This window comes from Paenibacillus faecis (assembly GCF_008084145.1).
In the GTDB taxonomy this organism is placed as follows: domain Bacteria; phylum Bacillota; class Bacilli; order Paenibacillales; family Paenibacillaceae; genus Fontibacillus; species Fontibacillus faecis.
Genome location: NZ_VSDO01000004.1, coordinates 400,831 through 413,289, shown reverse-complemented (window position 1 = coordinate 413,289; position 12,459 = coordinate 400,831). Strand labels below are relative to the sequence as shown.

11 protein-coding genes are annotated in these 12,459 nt (G+C 57.2%); 3 read left to right on the top strand and 8 right to left on the bottom strand.

The window, feature by feature from the left end:
* Nucleotide 1: 1 nt before the first annotated feature.
* The 3 genes from FRY98_RS19810 to FRY98_RS19800 are packed head-to-tail and all read left to right on the top strand — an operon-like array spanning nt 2 to nt 2,605.
* Complete coding sequence (locus FRY98_RS19810) at nt 2-1,231, top strand: Ger(x)C family spore germination protein (protein WP_338114609.1); 1,230 nt, start codon at nt 2-4, stop codon at nt 1,229-1,231.
* A 10-nt stretch (nt 1,232-1,241) separates the two neighbouring features.
* Nucleotides 1,242-1,478 carry a hypothetical protein gene (locus FRY98_RS19805; RefSeq protein ID WP_148455188.1) on the top strand — a complete coding sequence of 79 codons (237 nt, stop codon included), beginning with the start codon at nt 1,242-1,244 and terminating at the stop codon, nt 1,476-1,478.
* Nucleotides 1,479-1,498: 20 nt separating this feature from the next.
* Entirely contained in the window at nt 1,499-2,605 is a 1,107-nt protein-coding gene (locus FRY98_RS19800) for a GerAB/ArcD/ProY family transporter (RefSeq protein ID WP_148455185.1), read from the top strand.
* A 7-nt stretch (nt 2,606-2,612) separates the two neighbouring features.
* Here FRY98_RS19800 and FRY98_RS19795 read toward each other — a convergent pair whose 3' ends face one another.
* From FRY98_RS19795 to FRY98_RS19760, 8 genes are all read right to left on the bottom strand, one after another.
* Nucleotides 2,613-3,425, bottom strand: a complete 813-nt coding sequence (locus FRY98_RS19795) for an alpha/beta fold hydrolase (RefSeq protein ID WP_148455183.1) — start codon at nt 3,423-3,425, stop codon at nt 2,613-2,615.
* A gap of 145 nt (nt 3,426-3,570) precedes the next feature.
* On the bottom strand, nt 3,571-4,992 hold the full coding sequence (gene pyk, locus FRY98_RS19790) for a pyruvate kinase (protein ID WP_148455181.1): 1,422 nt from the start codon (nt 4,990-4,992) through the stop codon (nt 3,571-3,573).
* Between the two features lie 51 nt (nt 4,993-5,043).
* The gene (gene ald, locus FRY98_RS19785) at nt 5,044-6,162 is read right to left on the bottom strand and encodes an alanine dehydrogenase (protein ID WP_148455179.1); all 1,119 of its coding nucleotides are present in this window, start codon (nt 6,160-6,162) and stop codon (nt 5,044-5,046) included.
* A 241-nt stretch (nt 6,163-6,403) separates the two neighbouring features.
* Nucleotides 6,404-8,125: a S41 family peptidase gene (locus FRY98_RS19780; RefSeq protein WP_148455177.1), complete on the bottom strand. Its 1,722-nt coding sequence runs from the start codon at nt 8,123-8,125 to the stop codon at nt 6,404-6,406.
* A 113-nt stretch (nt 8,126-8,238) separates the two neighbouring features.
* A complete protein-coding gene (locus tag FRY98_RS19775) occupies nt 8,239-9,609 on the bottom strand; it encodes a sensor histidine kinase (RefSeq protein ID WP_148455175.1) in 1,371 nt (456 codons plus the stop codon).
* On the bottom strand, nt 9,606-10,286 hold the full coding sequence (locus tag FRY98_RS19770; RefSeq protein ID WP_148455173.1) for a response regulator transcription factor: 681 nt from the start codon (nt 10,284-10,286) through the stop codon (nt 9,606-9,608). The genes FRY98_RS19775 and FRY98_RS19770 overlap by 4 nt, the downstream gene beginning before the upstream one ends.
* A gap of 180 nt (nt 10,287-10,466) precedes the next feature.
* Nucleotides 10,467-11,216, bottom strand: a complete 750-nt coding sequence (locus FRY98_RS19765; RefSeq protein ID WP_148455171.1) for a suppressor of fused domain protein — start codon at nt 11,214-11,216, stop codon at nt 10,467-10,469.
* Between the two features lie 144 nt (nt 11,217-11,360).
* The gene (locus tag FRY98_RS19760; protein ID WP_148455169.1) at nt 11,361-12,455 is read right to left on the bottom strand and encodes a threonine aldolase family protein; all 1,095 of its coding nucleotides are present in this window, start codon (nt 12,453-12,455) and stop codon (nt 11,361-11,363) included.
* Nucleotides 12,456-12,459 lie beyond the last annotated feature (4 nt).

Here is a 12,459-nt window from a genome sequence, read left to right as displayed (position 1 = left end):
TATGTGGAAAGCGAGTGTGTTGGGCATGAAACGGATAGGAGCCTTATTTGTACTCTTCGCATTCCTCACTCTCCTGTTGAGCGGCTGTTGGAACCGCAGGGAATTGAATGAACTGGCCATTGCGGTGGCCGCCGGGGTTGACCGCGTGGACGACCGTTACCGGCTGTCCGTTCAAGTCGTGGTTCCCGGGCAGGTGGCTTCCAAAAAAGCGGGTGGCAGTCAGGCGCCGGCCACCTTGTATACGGCCGAGGGAGATACGATCTTTGAAGCGGCGCGAAGAATGACCCAAGTAAGTCCGCGAAAAATTTATTTTTCGCACCTGCGGATGTTTCTGATCGGGGAATCCATGGCCAGAGCGGGGATCGCCAAGTTTTTGGACTTTTTGATGCGGGATCATGAGTTTCGGACCGATTTCTACCTGGTAACCACAAAAGGCGCAACAGCCGAGGATACCCTGAAGATCATGACCCCACTGGAATCCATACCGGCCAACAAGCTGTTCAATTCGCTGCAAACCTCCGAGCGGGTGTGGTCCCCCAGCTTAACGGTGACGCTGGACGAGTTGATTAACGACTTGAGCAATGAAGGGAAGCATCCCATATTAACCGGCTTGGAAATCACCGGCAACCGTGAAGCCGGAGAAACCCCGGAGAACGTGAATGCAATCAAAACGGACGCCAATCTTCGATTTGTGGGGCTCGCTATTTTTAAAGTCGACAAGCTTATCGGTTGGCTCAACGAGACGGAAAGCCGCGGGTACCGCTATATTAAAGGCGGCGTCAAAAGCTCCGTCGCTTTTGTTCCCTGCGGCGATAAAGGGAAAGTCACCCTGGAAACCGTCAGAAGCCATACGAAAGTAACGGGAAAGATCCTCGGCTCCAAACCGGAAATTGAGATTAAGGCCTTTGTCGAAGGAAATGTGGGGGCCGTAGAATGCAGAGGGCTCGATCTGATTCAGACAAAGACCATTGATGAACTGGAAAGCAAAATGGAAAAAAAGGTGGAACAATTGATGAAGTCGGTCATCGCCAAAGTACAGGAAGAGTATAAGGTCGATATCTTTGGCTTCGGTGAAGCCATCAGGCGGTCCCATCCCGGTTTTTGGAGACGGCACAAAGAAGACTGGGACGACCGTTTTTTTCCGAACCTGGCCGTCCGGATCAAGGTGGATTACCATATTCGCCGAACGGGGACGCTCAACAATTCTTTTATAAATGACATGAAAGAATGAGGCGATACGATTGATCCGAATATTATTGATTTTAGCCGTCGCAGCCTTGATCTCCTGGATCGAGCTTCCCCGGATGATCCGCAGGAAAGAACGGAGTGCCGTTTGGGGGTTCTCCGTTTTACTCCTCCTGGCCGTCGGAATATCGGTGGCCAAGGTGCTATTTACCAGCCTTCCGACGCCTTTGACCTATATAGCGATCGCGTTCCGACCGTTCAGCCGCTTCCTTACGGCACTGGGGCTAATCTAATTAACGAAAGGAACATAGCTATGCCGGAGTATAAAATATCCCTGCGTCAACTTATGATCGTGACAGCGATGTTTACGGTCGGCAGCGGCATCTTGCTCGTCCCCTCGGGCCTGGCCTCGATCGCCAAACAAGATGCCTGGATCGCCGCGTTGATCGGCGTTCTTTTCGGCTTCGGCGCCGTCTCGGTACATCTGCTGCTGGCCAAAATGTATCCAACAAAGAACTTGATGCAAATCTGCGAAACCTTGATGGGCAAATGGATTGGAAAAGCCATAGGCCTTCTATTCCTGGTCACTTTTTTTCTTTGCGGTCCCACAACGGTTCTGCAAGAAATCGGAAACTTTGTGACCATCCAAATGATGCCGGAGACCCCCATCGAGGCGATCATTCTCCTGTTTGGCGCGATCATGACCCTAGGGGCCCGTTTGGGGCTCGAAGTCCTGGCCCGTTCCATCGAGCTGATGTTTCCCTGGGTTGTGTTTCTGTTTACGGCCATGACTCTGCTCCTGCTATCCGAAGTCAAGCTGGAACGGACGTTTCCCGTATTCGAGTTTGGGGCGCTTCCGCTGTTTTCGGCCGCCCTCACTTTTGCCAGCGTGGTTTTTTTTCCGCATATTATGCTGTTGATGATTTATCCGGCCAGCGTCAACCGACCGGAACAGGCCTATAAAGCCGTTTATATCGGAAGTCTGTTCGGCAGCGTGGTTCTCGTCATCGTCATCGCGCTGACCATTCTCGTACTCGGCCCGAGTATTACGGCCCAAAGCATGTACCCCAGTTATATGCTCGCCCAAAAAATCAGCATCGGTAATTTTCTGCAGCGCATCGAAGCGGTCATGGCCATCATGTGGTTTATCTCGCTGTTTTTCCGGCTCGCCCTCTATCTGTATATGATCGTCGCGGGCCTTTCCATTATTTTGGGGATAAAAAATAGGCAAGCCCTTATGCTGCCCGCCGGGTGGATTATGAGTACCCTGGCGGTCTTCATCTATCCCAATGTGGCTTATAGGCAGTCTTGGGACGCCAAAGTTTGGGTCCCTTATACGCTTGTCGTAGGAGTTTTCCTTCCCATGCTGCTGCTGGGTCTTCACGGAATCCGGAAACTGCGGTCAAGGAAGTCGGCGTAGCCGCCGGCTAGCCTTCTATGAATTTCATCAGTTCCGAATTGAATTTGTCCCGTTCCTCGTAAAACAGGCTGTGTCCGCTGTATTCGAACCAGACGAGCTTGGCGTCGGAAATGCCCTCCTTCTGCGCGACGGCCAGTTCCGGGTAGCAGACCTTATCATGAAGGCCGTGCAGAATCAGCGTAGGCACCCCGATCTTGCCCAAATCGGAGAACAGGCTTTCGTCCCGAAAGGACATCGCCACCTTTGCCGTGGCGTAACCCGCAGCCGGCAGCGCTATGTCGAAGAACCAGTCGCCAAGGGCGTTTGAGATGTTCTGAAAAAAGAACAGTTCCTTCAGCCCCCGAAGCATCTGAGGTCTGTCGTTCAACGTGTCCTTGACCAGCTTCGTCACATCTTCCTTCGGCATCCCGTAAGGATATCCCGGCCGCCGGGTCAAACTGGGCGCCGCCGCCGCAAACAGCGCCAGCTTGGAAACCCCGTGTCCCCGGTGCCGGGCCATGTACCGGATCGCCGTCGCCCCGCCATAGGAATGACCGGCGAGTATGAAATCACATAGTCCCAACGCATCGACCACGCCCCGCACATCATCCGCCATCCGGTCCAGGCAATAGCCGTCCCACGGTTTATCGGATTTGCCGAACCCTCGCGTATCGATGCCGATGCAGCGGTATCCTTTTTCCGGCAGCACATTGAACTGATATTCAAACGCCTTGTGGCTGAGCGGCCAGCCGTGAATAAACAGAATCGTCTTATCTCCGCGGGGGTTGACGTCTTCCACGTACAGCCGGACATCCGGCGCGACCTTCACATAATATCCCATTCTTCACCCTCCGATGGCTCAAGTAGTTGCTCTCCCAACAGCATACTCAGCCCCGTCTAAATAGGTGAATGCCCAAGATATTGATGTAAGCCAAAAAGCCTCCATCCCGCAAAATCGGGGCGGAGGCTTGCGCCATATTATGGATTTAAGGATTGACCTGTTGGATTTGGATCAGGTTCGTCGTCCCGGCCTGTCCAAGCGGCAGTCCGGCGGAAAGAACGACCGTGTCTCCGGGCAGTACATAGCCTGTCTTCAAAGCGCTATGAATCGCCGATTTGAACATTTCGTCCGTCGTCGAGACCTGCTCGCCCTGGAACGGGAATACGCCGGAGAGGAGGCAAATCTTAGGGAGCACCTGCCGGTCATGCGTAATGGCCAAAATCGGAGCCTTCGGACGGTACTTGGACACCATTCTGGCCGTAAACCCGCTTTCCGTCGAGGTGATGATCGCCTTGGCGTCCAGTTCCAGCGAGGCGCTGACCGCGCTCTGGCTGATCACTTCGGTAATGTTCGTGGCATGCTGCGCTCTTTTGCGGTCGAATTGCTCGCGGTAATCGATCATCGATTCCGCCTGCTGAGCCACCCTCGCCATCGTCTGCACCGATTGGACCGGGTATTTGCCGGCCGCGGACTCGCCGGACAGCATAACCACATCCGCTCCCTGCAGGACCGCGTTGTACACGTCGCTGACCTCGGCCCGGGTCGGCCGCGGGTTGACCTGCATCGATTCAAGCATATGGGTGGCGACAATAACCGGTTTTCCGGCCAGATTGCATTTGTCGATCATTTCCTTCTGGCGCATCGGCACGATTTCGACCGGAACCTCCACGCCCAAGTCCCCGCGCGCTACCATGATGCCGTCCGAAGCCTCGATGATATCGTCCAGATTTTCGATCCCCTCGTCGTTCTCGATCTTCGAAATGACTTGGACGTGCTCCGCTCCCCGTTCCCCGAGGATTCGCTTCACCTCGCGGATGTCGTCGCCCTTGCGGACGAACGAGACGGCGATCATTTCGATCCCCTGCTCCAAGCCGAAGCCGATATGCCGGATGTCCCGCTCCGTAATGCCGGGCAGCGTCGTTTTAATCCCCGGCAAATTCACACCCTTGCGCGGCTTCAGCGAACCGCCGCTAATGATCCGGCAGCGGATTTCGGATCCCTCGACCGCGAGAACACGAAGCTCGATCAGACCGTCGTCGATCAGAATCCGGTCGTTTTCATGTACGACTTGGGGCATCTCCGGATAGTTGACGGAAATGCGCCGCGAATCGCCCTCGATGACCTCCGTCGTCAGGATTAGTTCTCCGCCGGGCTCAAGCCGGCAAGAAGCTTCTTTAAGCTTGCCGATCCGGACCTCGGGCCCCTTGATGTCCATCATAATGGGAATGAAGGTGCCGAGCTCCCCGGCCGCCTGCCGGACCCGCTTGATCCTTGCGGCATGTTCTTCCGGTTCCCCGTGCGCCATATTCAAACGCCCTACCGTCATTCCCGCCCGGATCATTTCCTTCAGGGTGTCCAAAGAGTCACAGGCCGGTCCTAGCGTACAAATGATTTTTGTCCGCAGCATGAAATCCCTCCTGGTCTGATGTAGTGTGTGATTACTGGGTGTTTATTGGTTCTATTGGTTCAGCAGCGTGAACACATCCTTGGCGGGCAGCCCCTGCGCTTCGGCCACAGCCGGATAGGTCACATGCCCCGCCATGACGTTGATCCCCTTGGCCAGAGCGCGGTTATCCAACGCCGCCCGCCGGCATCCTTTGCCCGCGAGCTGCAGGCCGTACGGCGCGGTGACATTGGTCAGCGCGATCGTCGAGGTGCGGGCGACGGCTCCCGGCATATTGGCAACGGCGTAGTGCACGACGCCGTGCTTCTCATAGGTGGGCCGGTCATGGGTCGTGACCCGGTCCACGGTGGCGATGGAGCCGCCCTGATCGATCGCCACGTCGATGATGACCGAGCCGGGTGTCATGCTCTTCACCATCTCTTCCGTTACCAGCCGCGGCGCTCTTGCGCCGGGAATCAGCACGGCTCCCACCAGCAAATCGGCCCGGCGGACAGCCTCTCCTATGTTGTACGGGTTGGAGATCAGCGTTTTCACCCGGCCCTGGAACACCTCATCGATTTGACGAAGCCGCTCCGCGCTCAGATCGATGATGGTCACCTCCGCGCCCAGGCCGATGGCCATCCGGGCCGCATTCGTGCCCACGATCCCGCCGCCGAGGATCGTTACCTTCCCCGGCTCCACGCCGGGGACGCCGCCGAGCAAAAGGCCCTTGCCACCGTGGGCCTTCTCCAGAAAATGCGCGCCGATCTGAATCGACATCCGCCCGGCGACTTCGCTCATCGGCATCAGCAGCGGCAGCCGGCCGTCGTCCAGTTGGATCGTTTCATAAGCCACGGCGGTTACGCCCGCTTGAACCAATGCCTGGGTCAGTTCCGGCTCGGGCGCCAGGTGCAGGTAGGTGAACAAAATCTGGCCTTCCCGGAAAAATGCGTACTCTTCGGGAATCGGTTCCTTCACCTTCACTACCATTTCCGCCGACCATGCCTCGGCGGCGGTGGGCACCACCTCGGCTCCAGCCGCGCCGTAGGCTTCATCCGTAAATCCGATGCCTTGCCCGGCCCCGGATTCCACCAACACCCGGTGGCCCGCCTGCACGTAGGACAGCACGGTTCCCGGCGTCATTCCGACACGGTGCTCGTTATTCTTTCTTTCCTTGGGTACTCCGATGATCATCGATCCCATCCCCTTGATCCGAACTATACTTTCTATTACCCGAAAAACCCGAAAAATGGCTGATCCTTCTTATACTTCAGTATATTCCGAAATTCCCGTCGTGATTTTTCCAGGATAGGGTTCCCGCGGAGAGGACGGGCTATGCTACCGGCGTATTTTTTTGCAGGATGGCGGTAAGGAGGCACCGGCCCGCGATCAACGCGGCAAGCAGGATGCGGAAAGGAGGCGGCCTGCTCGGGCCTCATTGGGCGGAGTGCGTCTTCTCCAGCGCTTCTATGGCGGCTTGAAGTTCAACGTCCTGGCCCTCGATATATTTCGCGGCGAATGTCTCTTCGTTCAGCGGCACTTGAATATCGGGCGAGACGCCGCCCCGGCCCTGGTCGTCGCTGTCGCCTTGAACGGCATAATGGGCGTCCAGAGATCTCCCGTCCGGGAAGCGCAGCAGGTAGCCCTCCGGCATCTTCGCCTCGATCGGGCGGCTCATCACGCCGAAAGAGCCGTTCGTGGAGTTGAAGCCGACAATGACGGTTCGGGGCCGCCCTTTCAGTACGAGCGGCAAGCCTTCCGCCGAACTGGCCGTACCGTGGTTGATCAGGATGGCCACCTTCCCTTTGTATCCCGACTCCTTGGGCGTTATGACGCGAGTCTCTCCGGGGTTGATTTCGAAGCGGCCCGTCGTCCGGCTATAGTAACTGACGAATTCATAATGCCGCTTCCAAACGCTTAAATATCCGGCAATAGCCGCAGCCACATCGTCGTCGCCTCCGGGATTGTCGCGCACGTCGACGATCAGGCCTTTCACGGACCGGTTCTGAAAATCCTTTAAGATGCTCGCGAACAATCCGGCGGGATCCGGCACGGCATCGTTCGGCAGGAAGTACCGGATCCGGATATAACCGTAACCGTTCTCCAAAACGAGCCCTTCGACGGGGGCATCCTTCCGCGTCGGCTTGGCCCGGGTAGCCTTCAGGGTCGCATAGTCGTCTTCGTAGGCTTGCAGGGTCGTTTTTCTTAGCTCGCCATTCGCCCGGCTCCTGTACTCAACTTCGACCCGGCTCCCGACCGCCCCCCGGGTCATGAATCGGCCCTGATTCATTCTCCGGGCCCCCTCCGTCGCCGTCGGATTATCGCTCCAGGCCGCCGCCCGATAAACATCCAGCGCGGGCTTCCCGTTCCATTCGACGATCTCGTCGCCCAGCGCCATCCCGCCGCGCTCCGCCGGACTGCCCTTCAACAGCAGGCCGACCCGTACTTGGCCGTTATCCAGCAGCACGGCGCCGATCCCGAAGCCGCCCCCAGCCTCCCGTTTGAAGACGGGATTGTCCTCGTACAAAGCTTCGTTAACGATCTGGATGTGACCGTCCCGAAATGAGAACAGATACTCCCGTAAAGCCTTGTAATAGAGCTTCTTATCGCGCTTCTTCTCCGCCTCGTGGAAGACCGGCGCATACTTGCGCTCCAGAGCCTCCCAGTCGACCCGCTTCCGATCGCCGAAGGGATACTCCTTGGACAGCCGCTCGTTTAACCGAACGAAGGCCTCGGAGTAGCTTAACTTCCGGAAGTCGCTGGCCGGGTTGTAACGCAGCTCCCCGGCTAGCAGGAGCGCGAGAACGACCGCGCTCATGGCGGCGAGGCATGACGCGGCGCGGAAGATCGCGCGAAGTCTTCTGCGCTTGGGAAGCGGGGCACGCCGCTCGGGTGCCCGGATTCTTTTCACGGTGAACAGAAAAAACAAGCCGCTCAGGCCGTAAAGGATCAGGGCCGGCAAGGTCATATCCCCGCGAATCAAGCTCAGGGCGGACGTCAGCACGCCCGCGCTCGGCACAAAATCGACCCACCGGTAAGAGCGGCGAGCCGGGACGGCGTACCATCCCAGCAAAAAGAGATCAATCGCGCACAGCACCATCTCATACGGGGTTAACCACTTATACGCCCCCAACAAACTATCCGCCAAAGTACTCACTGTTCCGCCTCCAGTCTAATCGTTGAAAATTCCGTGACACTCACCGGAAGCGTAGAAGCGGAATATGAACGGAGCATGAACTGGCGCGAGCCGGACGAAACATTCATTCAACGCTAGAGGGGGGCGGGAACGGCGTTCCGCGGCAACCGGACCGTGAAGGTCGTGCCTCGGCCGGGGGAACTGGACGCTTCGATCCGACCCTGGTGAAGGAGAACGATCCGCTTGACGATGGACAGTCCGAGACCGCTGCCGCTGCCGCTTCGGCGGGACCGGTCGGCTATATAAAAACGCTCGAAGATGCGATCCAGATCCTCCGGCGGAATCCCGATTCCGGTGTCCGATATCGTGACTTTATATTCGTCGTCCTCGGGAATCAGATCGACGGTGATCTTCCCGCCTTCCGGGGTAAACTTGATGCTGTTGCCGAGCAGGTTCGTCCAAACCTGGTTCAACTGGTCGGGATCGGCCTGAATCTTAAGCGCGGGGGGCAGCGACAGTTGGAGGTTCAGACGCTTGGCGGACCACAGCGGTTCCAGCGTGACCGCGACCTGTCTGATATTTTCGTCCAGATGAAAGGTTCGCGCCGCCATCGGATGATGCTCCGATTCGAGAGACGCCAGTTTCAGCAGATTGTCGCTAAGCCGGGATAGACGACCGCTCTCGCTCAAAATAATATCGATATAACGGGCGCGGCTCTCCTCCGTCGTCAACCCCGGGGATTTGAGCGCCTCGGCGAAGCCGGAGATGGACGTCAGCGGCGACTGAATCTCGTGCGAGACATTGGAGACGAAGTCCTGCCGCATCTGCTCCAATCGCTTGAGGTCGCGGGCCATCGCGTTGAAGCTGCGAGCCAGTTCCCCGAGCTCATCCTGACGCTTCGCCTGTAATTCGACGTTGAAGCGGCCCTTGGCCAGCTCCCGGGTCGCCGCCGTCAAGCCTTGCAGCGGCTTCACCAGATAGCGGGCGGCCGCCAGAATACACAAGCTGCCGACAACCAGCACCATCAGCAGAATGGCCGATATGAACTGTAGGATCGTCATTTCGTTCTTGGAGGAGGTTAACATAAACAAACCGTAGGAACGGCCTTCGGCGGCCAACGGCAGGCCGACCGTCAATTCATCGACGCCGCGAAGCGCGGAGCGGTAGGCTTGCCCGTCCAGCACCTGCCGAACCGCTTGCGGGTCAAGGCTGGAAGGAAGCTCCTTCAGTTCCCGGCCATAGGCCCGGTAATGATCCTTATCGCGGAACAGAATCAACGGATAGGAGATCAGCTTGGAAGTATGGGTTAGAAAACCGTCGAGATCCCGCGGACGCGTCAGTTCGTAGAGACGGATTACCCGCTCGCCGGCCTCGGTCATCTCCTCTTGGCCGAGGCGGTTCAGCTTCGTCTGAAACAGAACGAGGCCGACGATCGAAGACGACAACAGGCTGATGATCATGATCACCAAAAAAGTCAGCACGACGCGGACGTACAAGGTCCTCATCCCGCGTTCACCACAAGCCGGTAGCCGAGGCTGCGGGCCGTCTCGATATGGAAATGCGCGGTATCCCCGGCGAAACGCTGCCGCAGCCGCTTGATATGGACGTCGACCGTCCGGTCGTCTCCTTCGTAATCGATCCCCCAGATCTGGACGATGAGGCTCTCGCGAGTAAAGATCTGACCGGGATGGCTGGCGAGCTTGAACAGCAGCTCGAATTCCTTAAGGGGCAAAGCCAGTTCCTGGCCGTCTCGTATCACCTTGTTGCTGCGGCCGTCCAGCACGATCCCGCCCAGTTGAATGAGCCGGGAGGCGGCGATCCGATACCGCTTCAGCAGCGCCTTGACCCGCATCACCAGCTCCATGGGGTGGAACGGCTTGGTCAGGTAGTCGTCGCTGCCCAACTGGAAGCCTCTCACCCTGTCAGCCGCTTCCCCCTTGGCCGTCACCATGAGCAGAGGGAGATCGGCATTCCGCTTGCGAATTTCCCGACACAGCTCCCAGCCATCCATGAGCGGCATCATAATATCGAGAATAACCAACTGGACGCCCGCCCCCCCGACGAGCGCAAGCGCGTCCTCGCCGTTGTCCGCCTCCGCGACCTCGAAGCCTTCGTTCCGCAGATAGAGGCCCATCAATTCGCGAATATGGGGATCGTCATCGGCGATCAAAATTTTTACCATAACGGCGCCACGCTCCATTCCTGTTTATTCTGACATATTATAACAGCGGGGATCGCACCGGGAATAGCCGCGGCGTACGATCTTTTTTGTAGAATCCGGGCTGTTGTTGCTAGCGTATGATCGATCCCGGGCTATACAAAAAAAGAGATGCCCCCCTGGGCCATCCCTTTCATGCGATGTTTAAATGTCTTTGTACGCGTTCTTCCGTTGCGGATCCAGAATTAAAAAGTCACCGGGCAGCTCGGCCAGTTTTTCAATCAGCGCATCGCAGCCGAGCTGAAGCTTCGCCTCCATCTCCTCCCGATAGATAGGTACCGGAAAATACACCTGGATCTGATTTCCGTCTTTCGTATGAATCGTACTGACCTCTTCCGGGAGCGCAAGCAGGACCACACCCGACAATTCCGTATTCGGCGCATACGGATCGTAATCCTCCGAATTCGGAATGGTGTGCCCGTAGCCTAACCAGGTGTGATATTGATGCGGAAACCGCGCAAGGACTTTAAGCAGCCGGATCGGCCAGTAATTCTCCTCCGCTTCGAAATCTTTCTGCTCCAAAGGCCAGTCCGGCGGCAGAAACATCATCAGCTCCGCCCGTTCCAAATGCTTGTACTCCTCCCGAATCTCCGGCGGAAGCGTCATCGGCAGATCGCTCATTCCGTTCGTGAACAGCACGCGGTAGGGCTCGTCCGGCGTCGCTTCCATAACGTTTACGTCAATATGTACAAGATCCGATACGATTTCATGGAATACCGCCGTTTCCCGGTTCGGAAACACCTTGTTAAAATGCTCGCCGATTTCCTCCATGTACAAAATTTCCGACGGCGGCGCCCATTCCTGCTCCTGGGGTTCATCATAACGGTAGATGGTCGTGCCGTCCTCCGACTTCCCGGTTTCCCGGCCGCCGAACAGCTTTTTAAAAAAATTCATTGTTCTGCTCTCCTCATCCGAAATTTAATCATTGCCGTTCCATTCGAGTATGTATTTCTTGTATCCTGCTATGGAAAATTGCGGAACTCTCCAGGAAGTATATCAAAACCCACAGCCTGTGAGCCATGGGTCTTAAAACGCATATTACAAAATACCGCTCAACTTGCCGTCCAAGGACCGGAACATGTCGTTGCGCCGTTCTTCCGGCACCAAGGCATAACCATCCCCCACACTAAGTTCAAAATAGCTCGTCTCTCCGTCAAAGTCCCGCAAACTCCCGGTCACCCCGATGCCGGTCTCTTCGCAGAGCGCAATCAGCAGCGTCTCCACCTTGTCCTTCGGCGCGTCGAAGTGAACATGAAACAGGTTGGACACGGGAACCGCCGGCCGGGTCGTTACTCCACGGCAAGCCTGAAATTGTTCGGACAGCGCCAAGGCCTCCCGGTAATAACGGTCCATTCGGCCGATGCGTTCCTTGAAGTAATGCGCACTCGTCAAAATATACGGATACAGGCTGATCAGATCGCCGCCATGCCTTCTTTTCCAAACCTTCGACTGCTCCGCAAACCCCGCGTCCCCCGCCAAAATCGCCCCGGCAATCCCCCCGATCGACTTGTAAAAAGAAACATACACGCTGTCGAACAGCGCGCAGACCTCCGCCGCCGTCTTTCCGTAGTACGGAAGAATTTCAAACAGCCGCGCCCCGTCCAGATGCAGCTTGATGCCCTTCTCCCGGCAGTACGCCGCAATCGCTTCAAGCTCCCGGAACTCCGGCAGCTGCCCGCCGATTTCACGCTGGGGAAGCTCCAGCAGCAGGCAGGCGATCTCCTCCCCGAGCCCGGTCACATCCTCCAGCGTAATCAGGCGGTGCCGGTCGGCCAGCAAAATCGGCCGGATGCCATGCAGCTCCTTCAGCCCGTCTTCCTCGTGGATCTCCAGATGACAGAGGGGGTGATAGGCAACCTGCGCGAGCTTTTTCTCATCACAATGGATTCGCAAGGCTATCTGCTGCGCCATCGTGCCGCTCGGAAAAAACACCGCCGCCTCCTTGCCGAGGTAGGCCGCCATCTCCTCCTGAAAATCTTCAATCACCTTGCCCTTGCCGTACATGTCGCTCTCCATATTCCCGTCAACCTGCTCCAATACCGCTTTAAGCACGTCCGCATTTCTCGGCCCGTGCCCCGATAACCGGTACTCCGCCCGGCTGAAAACCTCCGCCAATGTCGGCCGCTCGCTCATCCTG

Excerpts from the sequence above, each read along its gene's own strand:
- FRY98_RS19810 (WP_338114609.1), top strand. The coding sequence starts at position 2 with ATGTGGAAAGCGAGTGTGTTGGGCATGAAACGGATAGGAGCCTTATTT.
- FRY98_RS19800 (WP_148455185.1), top strand. The coding sequence starts at position 1,499 with ATGCCGGAGTATAAAATATCCCTGCGTCAACTTATGATCGTGACAGCG.
- FRY98_RS19795 (WP_148455183.1), bottom strand. The coding sequence starts at position 3,425 with ATGGGATATTATGTGAAGGTCGCGCCGGATGTCCGGCTGTACGTGGAA.
- pyk (WP_148455181.1), bottom strand. The coding sequence starts at position 4,992 with ATGCTGCGGACAAAAATCATTTGTACGCTAGGACCGGCCTGTGACTCT.
- ald (WP_148455179.1), bottom strand. The coding sequence starts at position 6,162 with ATGATCATCGGAGTACCCAAGGAAAGAAAGAATAACGAGCACCGTGTC.
- FRY98_RS19775 (WP_148455175.1), bottom strand. The coding sequence starts at position 9,609 with ATGAGGACCTTGTACGTCCGCGTCGTGCTGACTTTTTTGGTGATCATG.
- FRY98_RS19770 (WP_148455173.1), bottom strand. The coding sequence starts at position 10,286 with ATGGTAAAAATTTTGATCGCCGATGACGATCCCCATATTCGCGAATTG.
- FRY98_RS19765 (WP_148455171.1), bottom strand. The coding sequence starts at position 11,216 with ATGAATTTTTTTAAAAAGCTGTTCGGCGGCCGGGAAACCGGGAAGTCG.
- FRY98_RS19760 (WP_148455169.1), bottom strand. The coding sequence starts at position 12,455 with ATGAGCGAGCGGCCGACATTGGCGGAGGTTTTCAGCCGGGCGGAGTAC.